This is a genomic window from Amycolatopsis ultiminotia (genome assembly GCF_039536925.1).
GTDB classification, from domain to species: Bacteria; Actinomycetota; Actinomycetes; order Mycobacteriales; family Pseudonocardiaceae; genus Amycolatopsis; species Amycolatopsis ultiminotia.
The window spans coordinates 138511-157570 of sequence record NZ_BAAAZN010000011.1 but is presented as its reverse complement, the minus strand read 5'-3'; the positions used below and the strand labels follow the sequence as shown (position 1 = coordinate 157570).

The 19060-nt window shown below is 71.4% G+C and carries 20 protein-coding genes and 1 pseudogene; 6 read left to right on the top strand and 15 right to left on the bottom strand.

From position 1 onward, the window contains the following. Positions 1-12 precede the first annotated feature (12 nt). The 12 genes from ABD793_RS24760 to hrcA all read right to left on the bottom strand — a co-directional run bounded on the left by ABD793_RS24760 (position 13) and on the right by hrcA (position 9388). Positions 13-462, bottom strand: coding sequence for a DUF2752 domain-containing protein (locus ABD793_RS24760; protein WP_344863993.1), 450 nt, complete (start codon positions 460-462; stop codon positions 13-15). Next, positions 459-815 carry a CD225/dispanin family protein gene (locus tag ABD793_RS24755; RefSeq protein ID WP_344863991.1) on the bottom strand — a complete coding sequence of 119 codons (357 nt, stop codon included), beginning with the start codon at positions 813-815 and terminating at the stop codon, positions 459-461. Before ABD793_RS24755 ends, ABD793_RS24760 begins: the two co-directional genes overlap by 4 nt. A 64-nt stretch (positions 816-879) precedes the next feature. Then, on the bottom strand, positions 880-1779 hold the full coding sequence (gene era / locus ABD793_RS24750) for a GTPase Era (RefSeq protein ID WP_344863989.1): 900 nt from the start codon (positions 1777-1779) through the stop codon (positions 880-882). Further along, a complete protein-coding gene (locus tag ABD793_RS24745; RefSeq protein ID WP_344863987.1) occupies positions 1776-2114 on the bottom strand; it encodes a cytidine deaminase in 339 nt (112 codons plus the stop codon). The genes era and ABD793_RS24745 overlap by 4 nt, the downstream gene beginning before the upstream one ends. Further along, positions 2107-3450, bottom strand: coding sequence for a hemolysin family protein (locus ABD793_RS24740; RefSeq protein ID WP_344863985.1), 1344 nt, complete (start codon positions 3448-3450; stop codon positions 2107-2109). Before ABD793_RS24740 ends, ABD793_RS24745 begins: the two co-directional genes overlap by 8 nt. A gap of 9 nt (positions 3451-3459) precedes the next feature. Next, positions 3460-4011, bottom strand: coding sequence for an rRNA maturation RNase YbeY (gene ybeY / locus ABD793_RS24735; RefSeq protein WP_344863983.1), 552 nt, complete (start codon positions 4009-4011; stop codon positions 3460-3462). Continuing rightward, on the bottom strand, positions 4008-5060 hold the full coding sequence (locus ABD793_RS24730; RefSeq protein WP_344863981.1) for a PhoH family protein: 1053 nt from the start codon (positions 5058-5060) through the stop codon (positions 4008-4010). Before ABD793_RS24730 ends, ybeY begins: the two co-directional genes overlap by 4 nt. Before the next feature lie 97 nt (positions 5061-5157). Further along, positions 5158-5523, bottom strand: a complete 366-nt coding sequence (locus ABD793_RS24725; protein ID WP_344863979.1) for a histidine triad nucleotide-binding protein — start codon at positions 5521-5523, stop codon at positions 5158-5160. A gap of 10 nt (positions 5524-5533) precedes the next feature. After that, positions 5534-6106 (bottom strand): DinB family protein, encoded by a 573-nt coding sequence (locus ABD793_RS24720; protein ID WP_344863977.1) that lies wholly within the window; start codon positions 6104-6106, stop codon positions 5534-5536. 290 nt (positions 6107-6396) lie between these two features. Next, positions 6397-7152, bottom strand: coding sequence for a 16S rRNA (uracil(1498)-N(3))-methyltransferase (locus tag ABD793_RS24715; RefSeq protein WP_344863975.1), 756 nt, complete (start codon positions 7150-7152; stop codon positions 6397-6399). 2 nt (positions 7153-7154) lie between these two features. Then, positions 7155-8321, bottom strand: coding sequence for a molecular chaperone DnaJ (dnaJ, locus tag ABD793_RS24710; RefSeq protein WP_344863973.1), 1167 nt, complete (start codon positions 8319-8321; stop codon positions 7155-7157). A gap of 41 nt (positions 8322-8362) precedes the next feature. Continuing rightward, entirely contained in the window at positions 8363-9388 is a 1026-nt protein-coding gene (gene hrcA, locus ABD793_RS24705) for a heat-inducible transcriptional repressor HrcA (protein WP_344863971.1), read from the bottom strand. A 232-nt stretch (positions 9389-9620) separates the two neighbouring features. Between hrcA and ABD793_RS24700 the strand changes: the two genes are divergently transcribed. Genes ABD793_RS24700 through ABD793_RS24685 form a run of 4 tightly spaced genes read left to right on the top strand, consistent with a single transcriptional unit; the run spans position 9621 to position 12149 of the window. After that, entirely contained in the window at positions 9621-10085 is a 465-nt protein-coding gene (locus tag ABD793_RS24700) for a YbaB/EbfC family nucleoid-associated protein (protein WP_344863969.1), read from the top strand. Positions 10086-10087: 2 nt separating this feature from the next. Beyond that, entirely contained in the window at positions 10088-10411 is a 324-nt protein-coding gene (locus ABD793_RS24695) for a type VII secretion target (RefSeq protein WP_344863967.1), read from the top strand. Beyond that, positions 10408-11646, top strand: coding sequence for a PPE domain-containing protein (locus tag ABD793_RS24690; RefSeq protein WP_344863965.1), 1239 nt, complete (start codon positions 10408-10410; stop codon positions 11644-11646). Before ABD793_RS24695 ends, ABD793_RS24690 begins: the two co-directional genes overlap by 4 nt. After that, on the top strand, positions 11643-12149 hold the full coding sequence (locus ABD793_RS24685; RefSeq protein ID WP_344863963.1) for a hypothetical protein: 507 nt from the start codon (positions 11643-11645) through the stop codon (positions 12147-12149). Before ABD793_RS24690 ends, ABD793_RS24685 begins: the two co-directional genes overlap by 4 nt. Before the next feature lie 42 nt (positions 12150-12191). On the opposite strand, the gene ABD793_RS24680 is transcribed toward ABD793_RS24685, so the two are convergent. Next, the gene (locus ABD793_RS24680) at positions 12192-13688 is read right to left on the bottom strand and encodes a CoA-acylating methylmalonate-semialdehyde dehydrogenase (RefSeq protein ID WP_344863961.1); all 1497 of its coding nucleotides are present in this window, start codon (positions 13686-13688) and stop codon (positions 12192-12194) included. A gap of 138 nt (positions 13689-13826) precedes the next feature. Between ABD793_RS24680 and ABD793_RS24675 the strand changes: the two genes are divergently transcribed. Continuing rightward, positions 13827-15482, top strand: a complete 1656-nt coding sequence (locus ABD793_RS24675) for a PucR family transcriptional regulator (protein ID WP_344863959.1) — start codon at positions 13827-13829, stop codon at positions 15480-15482. Between the two features lie 28 nt (positions 15483-15510). Next, a complete protein-coding gene (locus tag ABD793_RS24670; RefSeq protein ID WP_344863957.1) occupies positions 15511-15882 on the top strand; it encodes an SSI family serine proteinase inhibitor in 372 nt (123 codons plus the stop codon). Between the two features lie 1400 nt (positions 15883-17282). Here ABD793_RS24670 and ABD793_RS24665 read toward each other — a convergent pair. Together ABD793_RS24665 and ABD793_RS24660 are read right to left on the bottom strand one after the other, a co-directional pair. Continuing rightward, positions 17283-18293 (bottom strand): annotated as a pseudogene (locus ABD793_RS24665) (HAMP domain-containing sensor histidine kinase); the annotation flags it as partial. Continuing rightward, positions 18290-18961, bottom strand: coding sequence for a response regulator (locus ABD793_RS24660; protein ID WP_425548770.1), 672 nt, complete (start codon positions 18959-18961; stop codon positions 18290-18292). The pseudogene ABD793_RS24665 and the gene ABD793_RS24660, both read right to left, overlap by 4 nt. Positions 18962-19060: the final 99 nt, after the last annotated feature.

The following is a 19060-nucleotide window of genomic DNA, read 5'->3' as shown; positions in this document are numbered from 1 at the left end:
CCGGCGCGAAATTCAGACGAACAAGCCGCTGAACGGCGCGAACGGGAGGTTGCGCAGCACGAACCAGAGGGCGAACGTCACCCCCACCACATGCGGGGTCCAGCGCCAGTGCAGCCACGAGCGCATCGCCCGGCCGCGGAGCCTGCCCGCCGTCCACGCCGCCCCGCTCCAGGCCAGCAGCGCCACGAACACCAGCGCCACCGCGTTGTAGTGCAGTGCCGCGGAAAAGTCGCCGTGCAGCAGGCTGTAGGCCATCCGCATCCCGCCGCAGCCGGGGCAGTCGATGCCGAACAGGAGTTTGGTGGGGCACACCGGAAGCGGGCCGCCGGGCGTGGTCGGATCGCCGAGCCACACCGCCGCGCAGGCCACGCCCGCCCCGGCCACGACCGCACCCGGCCCGGCCAGCGCCAGTGCCACCGCCCGCGCGCCACGGGCGGGCACCCCCCGGTAGACGGTACTCACGGCACCAGCCGGCTCGCCGACGCACCCACGATCAGGAATACGACCAGCACGACCAGCAGGTACAGCCCGAACAGGATGGCGAGGCTCAGCGCGGACCACATCGCCCACTTGCGCGCCTCGTCGGCCGCCCGGTGCGCCTCCGCCGGAAACCCTTGATACCACAGGGTATTCACCTGGGTCGCCTTGACGATCGCGACGATCCCGAACGGTACGCAGCAGAACACCGTGCTGAGAATGGCCCAGACGAGGTGGTTGTCCGGCGGGGGCCCGTAGGAGTAGGGCCCGTACGGTCCCTGCGGCGGATACGGTCCCGGCGGGTAGGGCCCGCCCGGTGGCGGGTAGGGACCCGTCATGTGCTTCCCCCTGGTGGTCGGCTTCGCCCCGGGCACGCTACCCGTCCCCGCGGGCGGAAACGAGTCAGAAGCCGAGACGGCGCAGCTGTTTCGGGTCACGCTGCCAGTCTTTGGCGACCTTCACATGCAGATCGAGGTACACCTTCGAGCCGAGCAGCCGTTCGATGTGCCCGCGCGCGGTCGCGCCGACCTCGCGCAGCCGTTCGCCGCGGTGGCCGAGGATGATCCCCTTCTGGCTCGGGCGCTCGACGTAGAGCAGCGCGTGCACGTCGATCATGTCGTCACGGCCTTCGTGCGGCAGCATTTCCTCCACGGTGACCGCGATCGAATGCGGCAGCTCGTCACGCACGCCCTCGAGCGAGGCCTCCCGGATCAGCTCGGCGACGAGCGTCTGCTCCGGTTCGTCGGTGAGCTCGCCGCCCGGGTACAGCTGCGGCCCCTCGGGCAGCCGGGTGACCAGCAGGTCGGCCAGCGTGGTGACCTGGAACCCGTCCACCGCCGACACCGGGACCAGCTCCGCGAACTCCATCACGTCCTGCAACGCGAGCAGCTGCTCGGCAACCCGCTCGGGGCGGACCAGATCGGTCTTGGTCACGACGCCGACCACCGGCGTGCGACGCGCGACCTTGGCCAGCTCCGCGGCGATGAACCGGTCCCCTGGGCCTACTTTCTCGTCGGCAGGCACGCAGAAGCCGACCACGTCCACTTCGGACCAGGTCTCGTGCACGATGTCGTTGAGCCGCTGTCCGAGCAGGGTGCGCGGACGATGCAGGCCGGGCGTGTCGATGATCACCAGCTGCGCGTCGTCCCGGTGCACGATGCCGCGGATCGCGTGCCGGGTGGTCTGCGGTTTGCTCGAGGTGATCGCGACCTTGGTGCCCACGAGGGCATTGGTGAGCGTCGACTTGCCCGCGTTGGGCCGTCCGACGAAACAGGCGAAGCCGGACCGGTGCGGCTCGGTCATGACTGAAGCACCTCGACGACCTCGCCTGCCGGATCGGCCAGCACGATCGGTGCCCGTTCCGCCACGTCCCGCACCGCGTGCACGGACGCCTCGTCCACGAGCGCGTCGGCGGTCACCACGGCGGCCGCCTCGAAACCCTCGGCACCGCTGGACAGCGCCGCGGTCACCGCCGCCTGCACCGCGGTGAGCCGGAAGGAGGGCTGTTCGACGGTGACCGCCGCGTAAGTCCGGCCGTCGGTGTCGCGCACCGCGGCGCCTTCGGCGGCACCGGTGCGGGCCCGCGCCGAACGGGCCAGCGTGACGAGCTTCTGGTCCTCGGCGTCGAGGTCAGGCATGGTCGACTCTCCTGTCGCTTTCGTCGGGCTGGGACACCCGGGGGCGCCGGCGGGTGCCGGGTCCCTCGGCGAGGCCGGCCGGGTGGACCACCACCGAGGTGATGCGCATGCGGCCGCGGCGGTCCTTGCCGCCCTCGGCGAACAGCCGAAGGCCGGCGATCTCGGCTTCGGCCCCTGGCAGCGGGACCCTACCCAGTCGCTGCGCGAGCAGTCCGCCCACCGTCTCCACGTCGTGGTCTTCGAGGTCGACACCGAACAGCCCGCCGAGGTCGTCGACGCTCAGCCGGGACGACACGCGCACCGCGCCGTCGGCGAGTTCCTCCACGTCGGGCCGTTCCTCGGTGTCGGATTCGTCGGTGATCTCGCCGACGATCTCCTCGAGGATGTCCTCGATGGTGAGCAGTCCGGCGGTGCCGCCGTATTCGTCGATCGCGATCGCCAGATGGTGGTGCGTACGCTGCATTTCCTTGAGCAGCTCGTCGAGCCGCTTGGAGTCGGGTACGTAACTCGCCGGGTTCATCACCGCGCCGACCGCGGTGCTCGGCCCGTCCGGATCCAGGTAGCAGGACATCAGGTCCTTGATGTTGACCACACCGCAGATGTCGTCGACCGAATCGTCGATCACCGGGACCCGGGTGAAGCCGGTGCGCAGCGCGAGCGCGAGTGCCTGGCGCACGGTCTTGGTGCGCTCGATCCAGACGATCTCGGTGCGCGGCACCATCACCTCGCGGGCCACGGTGTCACCCAGCTCGAACACCGAGTGGATCATCTCGCGCTCGGAGTCCTCCACCACACCGCGTTCCTGCGCGAGGTCGACCAGTTCGCGCAGTTCGACCTCGGAGGTGAACGGCCCCTCGCGGAAGCCCTGGCCGGGGGTGATCGCGTTGCCGAGCACGATGAGCAGCCGCGACAACGGGCCGAGTACCGAACCGAGCACCCGGACCGGACCGGCCACGATCATGCCGACGCGGTACGGGTGCTGCCTGCCGATGGTGCGCGGCCCGACGCCGATCAGCACGTAGCTGACGACCACCATGCCCACCGCGGACAGCAGCACCGCGAGCCAGAGCCGGTGGAACCAGGCACCGAAGGCGACCGTGACCAGCACCGTGGCGGTGAGCTCACAGCCGAGCCGGAGCAACAGCAGCAGGTTGATGTGGCGGCGGCGTTCGGCGACGACGGCCGCGAGCCGCCGGGCGCCCCCACGGCCGCCGCGCACCAGCCCGTCGACGCGGGCCTGCGAAACGGTGCCGATAGCGGCGTCGGCCGCGGCGAACACTCCGGCGAGCAGCACGAGCGCGATCGCGACGACGAGCTGTGCCGTGGGGCTGCCCATGCTCGTGTCCTAGGGGGTTTCCCCGGGGGCCGGGGTGTCGAGGCCCGCGATGCCGAGCACGCGGTCGTCCGCGTTGCGCTGCGCGTCGCGGGCGTCCAGTGCGGCGATCGCGGACTGGAATTCGCCGAGGATGCGGTTCTGCAGCCCGAACATCTCGCGTTCCTCGGCCGGTTCGGCGTGGTCGTAGCCGAGCAGGTGCAGTACACCGTGCACGGTGAGCAGGTGCAGTTCGTCGAGCACCGAGTGCCCTGCGGTCTTGGCCTGGTCCCTGGCGAAGGCGGGGCACAGCACGATGTCGCCGAGCAGCGCGGGCGAGGCGTCCGGCGCGTCCGGGCGGCGGGAGGAGTCCAGCTCGTCCATCGGGAAGGCCATCACGTCGGTGGGGCCGGGCAGGTCCATCCAGCGCTGGTGCAGATCCTCCATCACCTCGAGGGTGACCAGCAGGACCGACAGCTCGGCGAGCGGGCTGACCTCCATCTTGTCGAGCGCGAACCGCGCGGCGGCCACGATCGACGCCTCGTCGACGTCGGCCCCGGACTCGTTGGCGATCTCGATGCTCATCGGCGGCTGCCCTTCGCTCCGCCGTGTTCCTGCGCGTCCTGCACGGCCTGCCACTTCTCGTACGCGTCGACGATGTCGCCGACCAGCTTGTGCCGCACCACGTCCTGGCTGGTCAGCTCGGAGAAGTGCAGATCCTCGACCCCGTCGAGGATCTCGCGCACCACGCGCAGCCCGCTGCGCTGCCCGCCCGGCAGGTCGATCTGGGTGATGTCGCCGGTGACCACGATCTTGGCACCGAAGCCGAGCCGGGTGAGGAACATCTTCATCTGCTCGGGCGTGGTGTTCTGCGCCTCGTCGAGGATGATGAAGGCGTCGTTCAGGGTGCGTCCCCGCATATAGGCCAGCGGGGCGATCTCGATGGTGCCCGCCTGCATCAGCCGCGGGATCGACTCGGGTTCGATCATGTCGTGCAGTGCGTCGTAGAGCGGGCGCAGGTACGGATCGATCTTCTCGTTGAGCGTGCCGGGCAGGTAGCCGAGCCGCTCACCGGCCTCGACCGCGGGGCGGGTGAGCACGATGCGGGTGACCTGCTTGGCCTGCAGTGCCTGCACCGCCTTGGCCATCGCAAGGTAGGTCTTGCCGGTGCCGGCCGGGCCGATGCCGAAGACGACGGTGTGCTTGTCGATGGCATCGACGTAGCGCTTCTGGTTCAGCGTCTTGGGCCGGATCGTCTTGCCGCGGCGGGACACGATGTTGAGGCTGAGCACCTCCGTCGGCGAGGCGTCGCCGCTGGAGAGCATGCCGATGGTGCGCCGGACGGTGTCCGGCCCGACCTGCTGGCCCCCGCCGGCGAGCTGGACCAGCTCGGTGAAGACGTGCTCGGCGAACGCGACGTCGGCCGGGGTTCCGGTGAGGGTGACCTCGTTGCCGCGCACGTGCACGTCCGCGGTGAGCAGATCCTCGGCGACGCGCAGGTTCTCGTCGCGTGAGCCGAGCAGGCTCAGCGCCGCCGCGTCGGGGATCGGGAAGCGGGACTGGGCCACGCTGGTGGCCGGGGTGTCGTCGGGGACGTCGGGACGGGCGGCTCCACCCGGTGCGGTTCCGGCCACGTGGCCTCTGGCCTGCTTTCTGCGCGTTCGCTGGTCTGAGTACTGCGGACGCCCTCGATGTTACTTGCTCGCAGGCCCGGCCCGCAGGCCGGTTTCGCTACTGCGCGGGGCTGCCGAACAGCCCGAGCTGCTCCCCGCCGAGCACGTGCGCGTGCACGTGGAACACGGTCTGCCCGGCGTCGGCGTCGGTGTTGAACACCACCCGGTACCCGGTCTCCTCGATCCCCTCGAGCCCGGCCACCGTGCGGCAGCTCCGCAGCAGGTCCGCGAGCAGGCCGGGATCGGCGGCCGCGAGCTCCGCCACGTTCCGGTACCGCTTCCGCGGCACCACCAGCACGTGCACCCTCGCCTGCGGGTTGATGTCCCGGAACGCGAAGGTCGCCTCGTCCTGGTGAACGACGTCCGCCGGAATCTCCCCGGCGATGATCCGCTCGAACAACGTCTCGGCCGCAGCACCATCCATGCCCCACACCCTACAAAGGCTCCGGACCGGCTCGTCCGGGCAGGCGGAGGTAGAGGTCGCGCAGCAGCGCGACCTCGGCACCGTGGTGGATCACCTCGCGGTTGATGTGCAGGACCACCGACGCCAGCGGCCTGCCCCCGAACGGGGCCGAGTCCGCGCCGAGCAGGCGCCCGAGCTGCGCCGGGGTGGCCGCGCGGACGCCGGCGGACCAGGCGTCGTAGGCCCCGTCGAGCTGGTCCAGCGCGGCCGCGGCCGTTTCGGCGTAGACGTGGCTGCCGTAGTCGATCGGCGGCCCGCCGAAATACCGTTCGGCACTTTTCGCGAGGACGTGCACGGTCAGGTGCGCGAGCCGCCAGGCGATGGTGGTGACCGGTGCCGGAACGGGCGCGGGGAAGGCGTAGTCGACGGTGAGCCGTCCGCCGCCCAGCTCGCTCTCGCTCCGGCGCGGGCGCAGGGTCCAGCAATCGGGCGCCGGCTCCCGGAAGTACTCGTCGTCGGTCAGCCCGGCCAGCCGGGGGCGCAGCCGTTCCCGCCAGTGCCAGTCCAGCTGGTCGCCGAGTTCGTGCGCCCAGTCGGTGTCCATGGATGCACTCCGGTGGTTGCGCTCGTGCCGCCGGACCGGCCGGGGGCGCTCAGAAGAACGCCGCGGCGAGGTGGAGCCTGGGGGTCGCTCCACCGCGCCGCGGCTCCGCCGGACCGAGGGGGGAGGTGCCCGGCGGGGTCTGGTACGCGCGAAGAGGTATGCCCACCCAGTGGCGCGCTGAAACCTCGTCGTACCGCGCGTTGCTGTGGAGCGTAACCGCCGGGGGCGGGCTCGCGCCACGTTCCGGTCCGGAATTTGTCCGGTCCGCGGTGTTCCGGCCGGGCGCGGGGTCAGGCCCAGCGGCCGGTGAGCGCGCCGAGAGCGCCGAGGGCGACCGCGGCGGCGGTGGAGGTGCGCAGCACCGCCGGACCGAGCCGGACGGTGGTGGCACCGGCGCTTTCCAGGGTGCCGAGTTCGCCGTCGGTGATGCCGCCTTCGGGGCCGACGACCAGCAGCAGGTCACCGCCGGTGGGCAGGTCGAGGTCGGCGAGCCGGGCGCCGGCACCGGATTCGAGCACGAGGGTGGCCGACATGGTGGCGGCGAGCTGGGCGAGTTCCTCGGTGCCGACCGGTTCGGCGACCTCGGGCACGTGCGCGCGCCGGGCCTGTTTGGCGGCCGAGCGGGCGGTGGCGCGCCAGCGGGCGAGTGCCTTCCCGCCGCGGGGCCCGTCGTCCCAGCGGGCGACGCTGCGGGCGGCCCGCCACGGCACCACGGCATCCGCACCGGCCTCGGTGGCCAGCTCCACGGCCAGTTCCCCGCGGTCGCCCTTGGCCAGCGCCTGTGCGACGTGCACGCGCAGCGCGGGTGGTTCCTCGATCCAGTGTTCGACCACGGTGAGGGCGACCGTCGCATCGCGGCCGGCCTGCACGGCGTCCACCGTGCAGCGCGCCATGGCGCCGGCGCCGTCGGAGAGCACCAGCTGCTCCCCCACGCGCAGCCGGCGCACGGTGGCCGCGTGCCGGGCCTCCTCGCCGTCGAGCAGTGTCGTCCGGCCGCTGCCGGGCACCTCCGCGGCGAGGAAGACCGGCAGCGTGGTGTCCGGCACGGTCAGCGGTTCTTGGTGCGGAGCTTGGCGAACAGGCCGCCGTGCTTGCTGCCGTTGGTGGCGAGCGTGGGCACTTCCTCACCGCGCTGGCGGGCGAGTTCCACGAGCAGCTCACGCTGCGACTCGTCGAGCTTGGTCGGCACCACCACGTCGATGTGCACGTGCAGGTCGCCCCTGCCGTCGACGCGGCCGGACGACCGCAGCCGCGGCATGCCCTTGCCGGTGAGCACGAGTTCGGTGGCCGGCTGGGTGCCTGCTTCGACGTCGAGCTCGTAGTCGCCGTCGACGAGGGTGGCGATGGGCACCGTCGCGCCGAGCGCCGCGGTGGTCATCGGGATGCGGAAGTTGCAGTGCAGCTCGTTGCCCTCGCGGACGAACACCTCGTGCGGGGTCTCGTCGATCTCCACGTAGAGGTCGCCCGCCGGGCCGCCGCCGGGGCCGACCTCGCCCTGGCCGGAGAGCCGGATCCGCATCCCGTCGCCGACGCCCGGCGGGATCTTCGCGGTGACGTTGCGCCGCGCCCGGACCCGCCCGTCGCCGCCGCATTGGCGGCACGGGTCGGGGATGACCTCGCCGAAGCCGCGGCACACCGGGCACACCCTGGCGGTGACGACCTGGCCGAGGAAGGACCGCTGCACCGACTGCACCTCGCCGGCGCCGCCGCAGGTGTCACAGGTCTTGGTGCCGGTGCCCTCGGTGGCGCCGCTGCCGCGGCACAGATCGCAGACCACCGCGGTGTCCACGGTGATCTCGCGATCGAGGCCGGTGGCGCACTCCTCGAGCGTCAGGCCGAGCCGGATCAGCGCGTCGGATCCCGGCTGCACCCGGCTGCGCGGGCCCCGGCCGCGGCCGCCGCCCCCGCCCGCGGCGCCGAAGAACGCGTCCATGATGTCCCCGAGCCCGCCGAAACCGGCGAACGGGTCACCGCCTCCGCCGCCGCCGCGCCCGCCGGAGTCCATCGGATCGGCACCGAGGTCGACGATCTTGCGCTTCTGCGGGTCGGAGAGCACCTCGTACGCGGTGGTCACCTCGCTGAACCGGTGCTGGGCATCCTCCGACGGGTTCACGTCGGGGTGCAGCTCACGGGCCAGCTTGCGGTACGCGCGCTTGATCTCCTGATCGCTCGCGTTCTTGGCCACCCCGAGGATCCCGTAGTAGTCCCTCGCCACGTTGCTCTGCCTTCTCCTTCGTGTTCCGCCCTTGCCGCCGGTCAGCGGCCGGACAGGATCTGCCCCACGTAGTTGGCGACCGCGCGGACCGCCGCGATCGTGCCGGGGTAGTCCATCCGCGTCGGCCCGACGACACCCATCCCCCCGAGCAGCATGTCCTCCCGGCCGTAGCCGATCGACACGACCGAGGTGCTGCGCATCTGCTCGTCCTCATTTTCCTCACCGATGAGGACGGTGACCGCACCGGGGTTGCGCGCGGCGGCGAGCAGCTTGAGCACCACGACCTGTTCCTCGAGCGCCTCCAGCACCTGGCGCAGCGATCCGGGGAAGTCCGCGACGTTGCGGGTGAGGTTGGCGGTGCCGCCGAGCACGATCCGTTCCTCCGGGTGCTCGACCAGTGTCTCGACCAGTGTGGTGCACAGCCGGGTGAGGTGGTCGCGCAGGTCGGTGGGAGCCGCCTCGGGCAGCTCGGCGACGCCTGCTGCGGCATCGGCGAGCCGTCGTCCGGCGAGTGCGCCGTTGAGCACGGTGCGCAGCCGCAGCACGGTCTCCTCGGTGACCACGTCGCCGAGGTCGACCGTGCGCTGGTCGACCCGGCCGGAGTCGGTGATCAGCACGAGCATCAGCCGGGCCGGTGTGAGCGGGACGACCTCGAGGTGGCGCACCACGGTGTTGGCGAGCATCGGGTACTGCACCACCGCGACCTGGCGGGTGAGCTGCGCGAGCAGCCGGACCGAGCGGCGCAGCACGTCGTCGAGGTCGGTGCCGGAGTCGAGGAAGCTGATGATCGCGCGCCGCTCGGCGGCCGACAGCGGCTTGATCTCCGAGAGCCGGTCCACGAACAGCCGGTAGCCCTTGTCGGTGGGGATCCGCCCGGCGCTGGTGTGCGGCTGGGCGATGTACCCCTCCTCCTCGAGCACCGCCATGTCGTTGCGCACGGTGGCACTGGACACCCCGAGGTTGTGCCGTTCGACGATCGACTTCGACGCCACCGGCTCCTGGTTGGAGACGTAGTCGGCAACGATCGCGCGCAGCACGTCGAAGCGCCGTTCGTCCGTGTTCGCCACCCGCACCTCCTCGTGGTCCGCCCCGGGTACTCACAACGAGTTTACGGAAACCCCGCTGCCCCCGTGCCCACCCGTCGTCCCGGCCCGGCCGGCACCCGGTAATCGACGGGTAAATGACGATTAACAATCCTGAACCGGACAAAAATTACTGCGGTTGCCGCAGGGAACCGGAACCCGGTTTGCCGCCTCCCACAGAGAGAGCTCGTCCCCAATCCGAGAGCAGTTTCCCCGTATGAACGCACAGGCACCCGAAATCGCCGAAATCGGTCGACGCGCGGCGGAAGCTCAGGAAAAGCTCAAGCACGTCACCGCGACCGCCTCGAGCAACGACGGGGCGGTCACCGTCACCGTGAACACCGCCGGTGCGCTGCAGCAACTCGACTTCGGCGTGCGGACGGAGGAGATGCCGCGCGCCGCGCTCGCCGCCGCGGTGCTCGCCACCGCGCACCGCGCCCAGGCCAAGGCGGCCGAGCAACTGAGTGCCATCATGGCGCCGGTCATCGGCGAGCACAGCGACGCGATGAAATTTCTCGAAGAACAGATTCCGAAGCCGGAGGTGCCGGCGGACGAAACGGACTCCGGGGACTCGCCGCCGCAATTGCGCGACCAAGCCCCGCCGAGCCGTCCGGCCCACCCGGCGCCGGCTGCCTCGGACGACGACTACTTCGACAACGGCCCGGTCCTGGGGAGGGAGTGACGGTGCCCGACGGATACCAGGTCCACCTGCCTGCTCTGCAGCAGCACAAGGGCGACGTGCGCGACATCGCCAAGGGAGTGCACACCGCGGCCTCGGCCTGCGCGCAGGGCCAGGCGGTGGGCGATTCCTCGTTCGGTCTCGTCGGCCAGCCGTTCGCCCAGGTCATGGAGCTGTTCACCGGCTCAGCGGGGATCTTCGTCGGCCTGGTCGCGACCGCCGCCGACGACATCGCCGACCGGCTGCAGACCGCGCACGAGTCGTACGACACCCAGGAGCAGCACGCCACCACCACCATCGACGGGGCCGGAAAGGGGATCCCGGCATGAGCGGCAACCCGCTGGTCGCGACGCCCGAATCGCCGTCCGGCGCAACGACCGACATGGGGTCCTCCGACCACGAGCCGGACAACCTCAACGCGCAGACCTCGGGCGCCGGCATCTTCAACGACGTGGCGTCCACGATCACCGACGCCCGTGCCGGCGACTGGGGCAACCTGACGCTCGACGCGATCACCGACGGCCTGGACCTGCTCGGCGCGGCGATGGACCCGCTCGGCGCGCTCGCCAGTGCCGGCGTCGGCTGGCTGATCGAGCACATCAGCTTCCTCAAGGAAGGGCTGGACAAGCTCGCCGGCAGTCCGGAAGCGGTCACCGCCAAGGCCACGACCTGGGCAAACATCGCGAAACAGCTCGAGGAGAGCGCGAACGGGTACCAGCAGGCCGCGGCCAAGATCCGGCCGGACTTCCAAGGCAAGGGCGGATCGGCCTACCAGGTCGCCGCAGCGGGGTACATCGCCACGTTGAAGGGGGCGTCCGCACAGGCAACGGGCACGTCGACGGGGATGCAGATCGCGGCCGCACTGGTCGGCACCGAACGGGGCATCATCCGCGACCTGATCTCGGCCTTCGTCGGCGAGCTGATCGTCAAGGGGCTGGCCGCGCTCGCGGCGTCGTGGTGCACGTTCGGCGGGACGATCGCGGCGTTCATCGCGGACACCGTGGTCGAGGGCGGCATCCTCGCGGAGAAGATCTCCGGCCGCATCGCGAAGGTCGTCGAGCAGCTGGACAAACTGGCGCAGAAGGCGGGCAAGGCGAAGGGGGCGATCGAGGACGCGTCGAACGCACTGAAGAAGATCGGCAAGGGCGCGGACAAACTGACCGACAAGAGCGTGGACGTCGGGGCGAAGGCCGAGCAGAAGGGCCTGGACGCCAAGAGCGCCGCGCGGGACGCGGGCAGGTCGCACGTGGACGAGTCCGGCACGGACAAGGCCGAGCGCTGGAAGGACGCCACCGGAGCCGAGCCGCCGGACAGCCTGACGCAGTTCGCGGAGCCGAACCGCAGCGCACTCAACCTGGGGAAGTGGAAGGAAGCGGACGGCGACGTGCCCCGGTGGAACCATGCGGACACGACCGGGGTGGTCACCGAGGGCCGGCGCCAGGAAAACGAGCAGCTCGATCGGGCGCACGAGTCCGCCGAGTCCTACGAGAAGGAACGCGAAAGCGAAGAAGGCGGTGAAGAGCCCGCACCGGCAGGCGGCGAAGGTGCGGGCCGGCCGAAATGACCCAGCCGGCCGACCCGGCCGAGGTGGCCGCCGCGAACCTCGCCGGGCGGCTGCACCCGTCGCAGCGGCCGATGCTGATCGGCTGGTGGTTCTGGGCCCGGCTCGCCGTCGCCGGCGTGTTCGCCGTCCTGCTGATCGTCCTGCCGCTGACGACCGGGGTACTTGACAGCGAGCACCGGGGACAAACCTTGGGTGCTGCGCCGTTCGCGGTCCTGCTGATAGTCGCGTGCGTCGTGAGCTGCGTGCGGTCGTACCAGAACCTCAGCCGACCGCTGCAGGTGATCACCGGCTGGACGCACAACTTCGAGAAGGACGGTATGTCGCACGCGTACCCCATTTGCGTGCGGCACTACTTCGCTCGCGTCTCGCATTGGGAAATGGTGGCTGGCGGGAAGAGCTACGACATCTCGAAGAGCACGTTCGAGCGGCTCCAGCCGGACCGCAACAACACCGTGGTGCTCATCCCGCGCAGCAAGGTCGTCGTGAACATCTTCCCCGCCTGAAACGGTGCCGGTGCCCCGGCCGGCAGCCGGGGCACCGGCGGTTCAGGAGTTCTTCGGGAAGCCCAGGTTCACCCCCGCGTGCGAGCTGTCCGGCCAGCGGGACGTGACCACCTTGGTGCGCGTGAAGAAGTGGAAGCCCTCCGGGCCGTAGGCGTGGCTGTCGCCGAACAGGGAATCCTTCCAGCCGCCGAAGGAGTAGTAACCGACCGGGACCGGGATCGGGACGTTCACCCCGACCATGCCGACCTCGACCTCGTTCTGGAACCGGCGGGCGGCGGCACCGTCACCGGTGAAGACGGCCGTGCCGTTGCCGTAGGGGTTCGCGTTGATCAGCGCCAGTGCCTCGTCGAAGTCCGCCGCGCGGGCCACCGAAAGCACCGGGCCGAAGATTTCGTCGGTGTAGACCGACATTCCGGGCCGCACGTGGTCGAACAGCGTGGGGCCCAGCCAGAATCCGCCCTCGGCACCGTCCGCCTCGACCGCCCTTCCGTCCACCGCCAGCGTCGCGCCCTCGGTCACCCCGGCGTCCACATAGGACGAAACTCGGGCGTGGTGCGCGCGGGTGACCAGCGGACCCATCTCGGAATCGGGATTGCGCCCGTCGCCGACCCGCAGCAGGCGCATCCGTTCGGTGATCTTGGCGACCAGTTCGTCGCCGACCGGATCGACCGCGACCACCACCGACACCGCCATGCAGCGCTCCCCCGCCGAGCCGAATCCGGCGGACACCGCGGCGTCCGCGGCCAGGTCGAGGTCGGCGTCGGGCAACACCACCATATGGTTCTTCGCGCCGCCGAGTGCCTGCACCCGCTTGCCGTTGCGGGTGCCGGTTTCGTAGACGTAGCGCGCGATCGGGGTGGAACCGACGAAGGAAACCGCCTTGACCTCCGGATGTTCCAGCAGGCCGTCCACCGCGACCTTGTCCCCGTGCAGCACGTTGAACACACCCGGGGGCAGCCCGGCCTCGGCGAGCAGCTCGGCGAGGAACACCGCCGCCGACGGGTCCTTCTCACTCGGCTTGAGCACCACGGTGTTGCCGCAGGCCAGCGCGTTGGGCACGAACCACAGCGGCACCATCGCCGGGAAGTTGAACGGCGAAATCACCCCGACCACGCCGAGCGGCTGCGCGATCGAATACACGTCCACGCTGGTCGAAGCGTTCTCGCTGAAGCCGCCCTTCAGCAGCTGCGCCGCACCACAGGCGTACTCGACGTTCTCGATCCCGCGGGCGACCTCGCCTGCCGCGTCGGATTCGACCTTGCCGTGTTCGCCGGTCACGATCTTCGCCAGCTCGTCCTTGCGCGCCTGCAGCAGCTCCCGGAACGCGAACAGCACCCTGGTCCGGCCGGCGAGCGAGGTGCCGCGCCAGCCGGGCAGTGCGGCCGAGGCGGCGGCCACCGCCCGCTCCACCTCCGCAGGCCCTGCGAAGTCCACCTGCGCCCGGACCTGCCCGGTCGCCGGGTCGAACACGTCGCCGGTGCGCCCGGCGGTGCCGCTGACCGGCTTTCCGTCGATCCAGTGGCTGATGCGGTCGGTCACGTCGTCCGCTCCTTCCGGTCGGGAATGTCCCGAGTCTCCGGGCGAACGCCGGGTGTGCGCCATCCGCAACGTGTACGGACTCCCCCGCGCGGCCGTACAGTCTGTGCCTGCCCGCCCGTGAGGAGACCCGAGGACCCGATGTACCCGACTATCGCCGAGGTACTCGCGCTGCCCGTGCTGCGCCACGGCAACCCGCGCGTCGTGGCGGGCAACGCCGGGCTCGACCGGCCGGTGCGCTGGGCGCACGTGGCCGAGATCGCCGAGATCGCACCCCTGCTGCGCGGCGGCGAACTCGTGCTCACCACCGGTGTCGCACTGCCCGACGACGGAGCGTCGCTGGCCCGTTACGTCGCCGACCTCACCCAGGTCGGTGCGGCCGGGGTGGTCGTGGAGCTGGTGCGGCACTGGAACGACCGGCTGCCGCTGGCACTGGTCACGTCGGCCGAGGAGAGCGGCCTGCCGTTGATCACGCTCTCGCGCGAGACCCGCTACGTCTCGGTGACCGAGGCCGTCAACGGGATGATCGTCGATGCGCAGGTCGCCGAACTGCGCGCGGCCGAGCGGGTGCACGAGACGTTCACCTCGCTCACCGTCGCGGGTGCCGAACCGCATGTCGTGCTGCGTGAGGTGGCCCGGCTGACCGAGCAGCCGGTGGTGCTGGAGACGCTCGACCACGAGGTACTGGCCTACGACACGGCCGGTTCCGACCCCGGCGAGCTGCTCACCGGATGGCCGGCGCGTTCCCGCGTGGTCCAGGTCGGCGAACGGACCGGCTACCACCCCGGAGCGGGCTGGCTGGTCACCGTGGTCGGGGCACGCGGGCACGACTGGGGCCGGCTGGTGCTGGTGTGCTCGCAGAACCCGGAAACCCCGCCGCACCGGCACCGCGTGGTCGCCGAACGGGCGGCGTCCGCGCTGGCCGTGCACCGGCTCGTGGCGCGGGATTCCGACACGCTCGAACGGCAGGCGCACCGCGCGGTGCTGGCCGAGCTGATCGCTTCGCCGACGCCGTCCGCGGAGCTGCTGGCGCGCGCGTCGGCGCTGGCCGTGCCGTTGACCACGCGACGGCTGATCGGGTTGGCGGTCCGCCCGCGGATCGCCGCCACCGCCCGGCCGTCGCTGTCCACCCCGCCGGTGCTGCGCGAACTGGCCGAGGCGACCGCATTGGCGGCTCGGCGGGCGAAGGTGTCGGCGTTGGTGGCCACGGACGAGACGGCCGTACGCGCACTGGTCGCGCTGTCCCCGGAAGCCCACGCCGACACCGTGCTGGACCGGCTGGCCCACGACATCCACGAGGCCCGCGCGAGCGCGCCGGCGGTGGTCGGTGTCGGCACAGTCGTGACCGGACCGTCGGAGGCGCACCGCACAGTGGTGGAGGCGGCGCAGGTCGCCGCGGCTGCACTCGACGAAGGAGCGGAGCGTCCGATCCACCGGCTCAAGGACGTCCGGCTGCGGGGCCTGCTGCACCTGCTGGCCGGCGACGAACGGGTGAGCGCCTTCGCCGCGAGGGAACTCGAGCCACTGCTGCAGCGCGACGCGACGTCCGGCAGCCGGCTGGTGCCGGCGCTGCGGCACTACTGCGCACACGGCGGGAACAAGTCCGCGGCCGCGGCCGCCGCGCACACTTCGCGTACGGCGTACTACCAGCAGCTGGCCCGGATCGAACAGGTCCTCGGCGTACGACTGGAGGATCCGGAGTCGATGTTGTCGCTGTACGTCGCGCTACTCGCGCACGACCTCGGCACGGCCACTCGTCCGTGGGAGGAAAACCCACCCGGAAGAGGAGCACAGTGATCGCCTCCGACGTGCCGATATCCGTCGTATGGTGTTCTCTACCTTCGCCCCGATCGCGGCCTGCGTGCTCGGCCTCGGCAGTGTGGCCGCCCCGCAGCTGCCCGAGTCGAGCGTCCAGCTGACCATGCACGAGACCACGGGCCACGTCACGACCGCTTCCCTGACCTGCGACCCCACCGGCGGCACCCACCGTCACCGTGACGCCGCCTGCGTCACCCTGACCCAGGTGAACGGCGACCTGTCCCAGGTCACCCCCCGCAGGCAGCGGTGCACGATGATCTACGCCCCGGTGGACGTCTCGGCAGTCGGCACCTGGCACGGCAAGCCACTGACCTTCCGAACCACCTACCCGAACAAATGCGCAGCGGACAGCCAGTCCGACAGCGTGTTCGCACTCTGACCCACACCGCGGTTCCGGGTTGGCTCCGGCGGGTTGGGGGGGGGAAGCCGGGTCGGGTCCGGGGAGTCCGGGTTGGATCCCGGGCGCAAAGCCGGGCGGCCGAGCCGGGCGGGTCGTGCCCGGTGAGAAGCGCACGCTCCGCGTACAAAAGGCCGCCGGGCAGGACCGGGCGGACAGAGGTCGACGGACAGAGGTCCGCGAGCAGAGCCCAGCGAGCCAAGCAGAGCGCGGCGGGCAGAGCCGGGCGAGCAAGCACGCTCCGCGCACAAGACGTCCGGCGGGCAGAGCCCGGCGAGCAACGTCCGGCGGGCAGAGGTCGGCGGGCAGAGCCCACTGGCCAGAGGTCGGCGAGCCGGGTCCGGTCCGCAGGATCCTGCGGACCGGGCTCGAGGAGGGCCGACCGGTCGATAGGGCTCGGCAAGTAGCGCCCGGGGTTCCGACGCGCAGAGGCCCGCCGAGAGAGCCGGGGCTGCCCAACTGGCCGGGTACGGGGCAGTCCAGCGAACCAAGAGCGGGGCCGTCCACGCGAGTCGCATGTGGAGTCCGGCGACCATCCGCTACACCGACCCGGAACCCGGCGACCGTCCTCCCCGTGTCGTGGCGGGCCCGTGTCGTGGCGGGCCCGTGTCGTGGCGGGCCCGTGTCGTGGCGGGCCCGTCCTCCCCCATCCGGGGCCGCCCTCTCCATATCGCGCGGGGCTGTTCTCCGCCGTCCGGAAGCCGCCCTCCCCATATCGCGCGGGGGCAGGCCGTTCTCCGCTACGCCACCGTCGGTGAATGCGGCTGCGGCGAAGCCACCGTCCTGCCTTTGGCAATCCGCACCCGGTCTCGGTCGGACAGTGCGACGCGAGCAAGGTTTGCTCTCCTGCACGGGGCAGGGGCGAGCAGGCCAGGCGGGCGAACTCAAGCGGGCAGGGTCACCCGGATCCGGCACCCGGGCCCGGCAACCGGCCGATCCGGCCGCTCGAACTGATCGAGCCGGTCCGGGCAGCCCGAACGATCCGGCCAGTCCGAACCAGCCACCTCACTCGACCGAGCCGAACGGCCCCCTCGCTCCGCCCGACCCGAACCATCCGCGCCACCCAACCGGTCCACACGACCCCAGCGATCCACCCAACCCGAACCAGCCACCTCACTCGACCCGCCCGAACCATCCGCCCGCACCGCCCCACCCAATCGGGCCACACGGCTCACCGGATCCACCCAGCCCGAACCAGCCACCTCACTCGACCCGCCCGAACCGTCCGCCCGCACCGCTCCACCCGACCGGACCATACGGCTCACCGGGTCCGGCCAGCCCGAACCGTCCGGCCCGGCTGGCCGGACCGCGGGCCTGACGCGACCCGAGCGACGAACGCGGCCCGGACGGTCCTGGTGGTCCTGGCGGTCCGTCCGATCCCGGCCGGTCCGGGGCGGGGGCTTCGGGTCCTCGTCGACCACCTCGACGGTGCCTCCGTGGAGTTCTGCTGCCCAGCGGGCGATGGCCAGGCCCAGGCCGGTGCCGCCGTCGGGGGCGCGTTCGCCTCGGGTGAAGCGTTCGAACACGCGGTCGCGGTCTGCCGGTGGGATGCCGGGGCCCTCGTCGCGGACCTCGATCCGGGCCTCGCCTGCCTGCAGCCGGGCGTGCACCCGCACCTCGCCGCCGGCGGGGCTGTGCCGGGCGGCGTTCTCCAGCAGGTTCACCACCACCTGGTACAGCCGTTCGCGATCCGCGGTCACCGCCGCGCCGGGTGGGCTCACCGACACCGCGAACCGCACTCCCCTGCCGGTCGCGGCGGCCATCGCGGCCGCCTCGGCGGCGACCTCGGTCAGCAGATCCGCCAGGTCGACGTCGGCCAGGTCCAGCGGCAGGGTCCCGGCGTCGATCCGGGAGAGGTCCAGCAGCTCGGTCACCAGCCTGCCGAGCCGTTCGGTCTGGAGCAGGGCCGTGCGCAGCGTCGCGGGGTCGGCCGCGGCGACCCCGTCCACGAGGTTCTCCAGCACCGCGTTCAGCGCCGTGATCGGGGTCCGCAGCTCGTGCGACACGTTCGCGATCAGCTCCCGCCGCTGCTGGTCCGCAGTGGACAGATCGGCCGCCATCTGGTTGAACGCCCGCGCCAGCGAACCCACCTCGTCGCGGGCCGTGGCACGGATGCGGCGGGTGTAGTCACCCTTCGCCATCGCACGGGCCGCAGCCGTCATCTCGCGCAGTGGCCGCGTCATGCCGTGCGCCAGGATCTGCGACGTCAGCAGCGCGACCACCATGGCCATCACGGTCGTCTGCGGCGGCAGCCAGCCGATCCGGTAGTTGAAGAACGCGAACGCGATCCCACCCGACACCAGCAGCAGAATCGCCAGTTTCAGCTTGATGGACCGGATCGGGTCCAACGGCCGGGGCAGCAGATCGACGGCCTTCGCCAGCACCGCTTTCACGCCGGCACCTCCAACGCGTACCCCACCCCGTGCACGGTGCGGATCAGGTCCGCGCCGAGTTTGCGCCGCAACGCCTTGATGTGGCTGTCCACCGCACGGGTAGCCGCGCCGGTCCCCTGCACGTCCCAGTCCCACACCTCGTGCAGCAGCCGTTCCCGTGGATGCACTGCGCGCGGCCGTCGTGCGAGGTGCACCAGCAAGTCGAACTCGATCGGGGTGAGCCTGGCCGGCGCCCCGCCGCGACGCACCCGCCGTTCGTCGATGTCGATTTCCAGGTCCCCCACCACGATCCGTTCCGGCGCGGCGAGCGCGGACCGGTCCACCCGGCGAAGCAGTGCCTGGATCCGCGCGGACAGCACCCGCATCGAGAACGGTTTGGTCAGGTAGTCGTCCGCTCCGACGCCGAGGCCCACCAGCAGGTCGGTCTCGTCCGCGCGGGCGGTGAGCATCAGTACCGGCACCGGGCGACGTGCCTGGATCCGGCGGCACACCTCGAGACCGTCGAACCCGGGCAGCATCACGTCGAGCACCACGAGGTCCGGGCCGGTCGCGGCCTCCGCCTCGACCGCGGCCGGGCCGTCGTGCGCGAGCTCGACCGCGAACCCCTCCGCGCGCAGCCGGGCGGCAATCGAGGCGGCGATCGTCAAATCGTCCTCGACGACCAGCACCCGTCTTCCCCCGTTGTCCATGGCGCCGACTCTAGGCAACGGCTGTGGCGGCCATCCGGGTGAACTGTGGAGATCCGGTGGAGATGTTGCCCCCGTATT

Bases quoted from the DNA above. Each gene is read 5' to 3' on its own strand.
- ABD793_RS24755 (WP_344863991.1), bottom strand. From the start codon at position 815: ATGACGGGTCCCTACCCGCCACCGGGCGGGCCCTACCCGCCGGGACCG.
- era (WP_344863989.1), bottom strand. From the start codon at position 1,779: ATGACCGAGCCGCACCGGTCCGGCTTCGCCTGTTTCGTCGGACGGCCC.
- ABD793_RS24745 (WP_344863987.1), bottom strand. From the start codon at position 2,114: ATGCCTGACCTCGACGCCGAGGACCAGAAGCTCGTCACGCTGGCCCGT.
- ABD793_RS24740 (WP_344863985.1), bottom strand. From the start codon at position 3,450: ATGGGCAGCCCCACGGCACAGCTCGTCGTCGCGATCGCGCTCGTGCTG.
- ybeY (WP_344863983.1), bottom strand. From the start codon at position 4,011: ATGAGCATCGAGATCGCCAACGAGTCCGGGGCCGACGTCGACGAGGCG.
- ABD793_RS24725 (WP_344863979.1), bottom strand. From the start codon at position 5,523: ATGGATGGTGCTGCGGCCGAGACGTTGTTCGAGCGGATCATCGCCGGG.
- ABD793_RS24720 (WP_344863977.1), bottom strand. From the start codon at position 6,106: ATGGACACCGACTGGGCGCACGAACTCGGCGACCAGCTGGACTGGCAC.
- ABD793_RS24700 (WP_344863969.1), top strand. From the start codon at position 9,621: ATGAACGCACAGGCACCCGAAATCGCCGAAATCGGTCGACGCGCGGCG.
- ABD793_RS24690 (WP_344863965.1), top strand. From the start codon at position 10,408: ATGAGCGGCAACCCGCTGGTCGCGACGCCCGAATCGCCGTCCGGCGCA.
- ABD793_RS24685 (WP_344863963.1), top strand. From the start codon at position 11,643: ATGACCCAGCCGGCCGACCCGGCCGAGGTGGCCGCCGCGAACCTCGCC.
- ABD793_RS24675 (WP_344863959.1), top strand. From the start codon at position 13,827: ATGTACCCGACTATCGCCGAGGTACTCGCGCTGCCCGTGCTGCGCCAC.
- ABD793_RS24670 (WP_344863957.1), top strand. From the start codon at position 15,511: ATGGTGTTCTCTACCTTCGCCCCGATCGCGGCCTGCGTGCTCGGCCTC.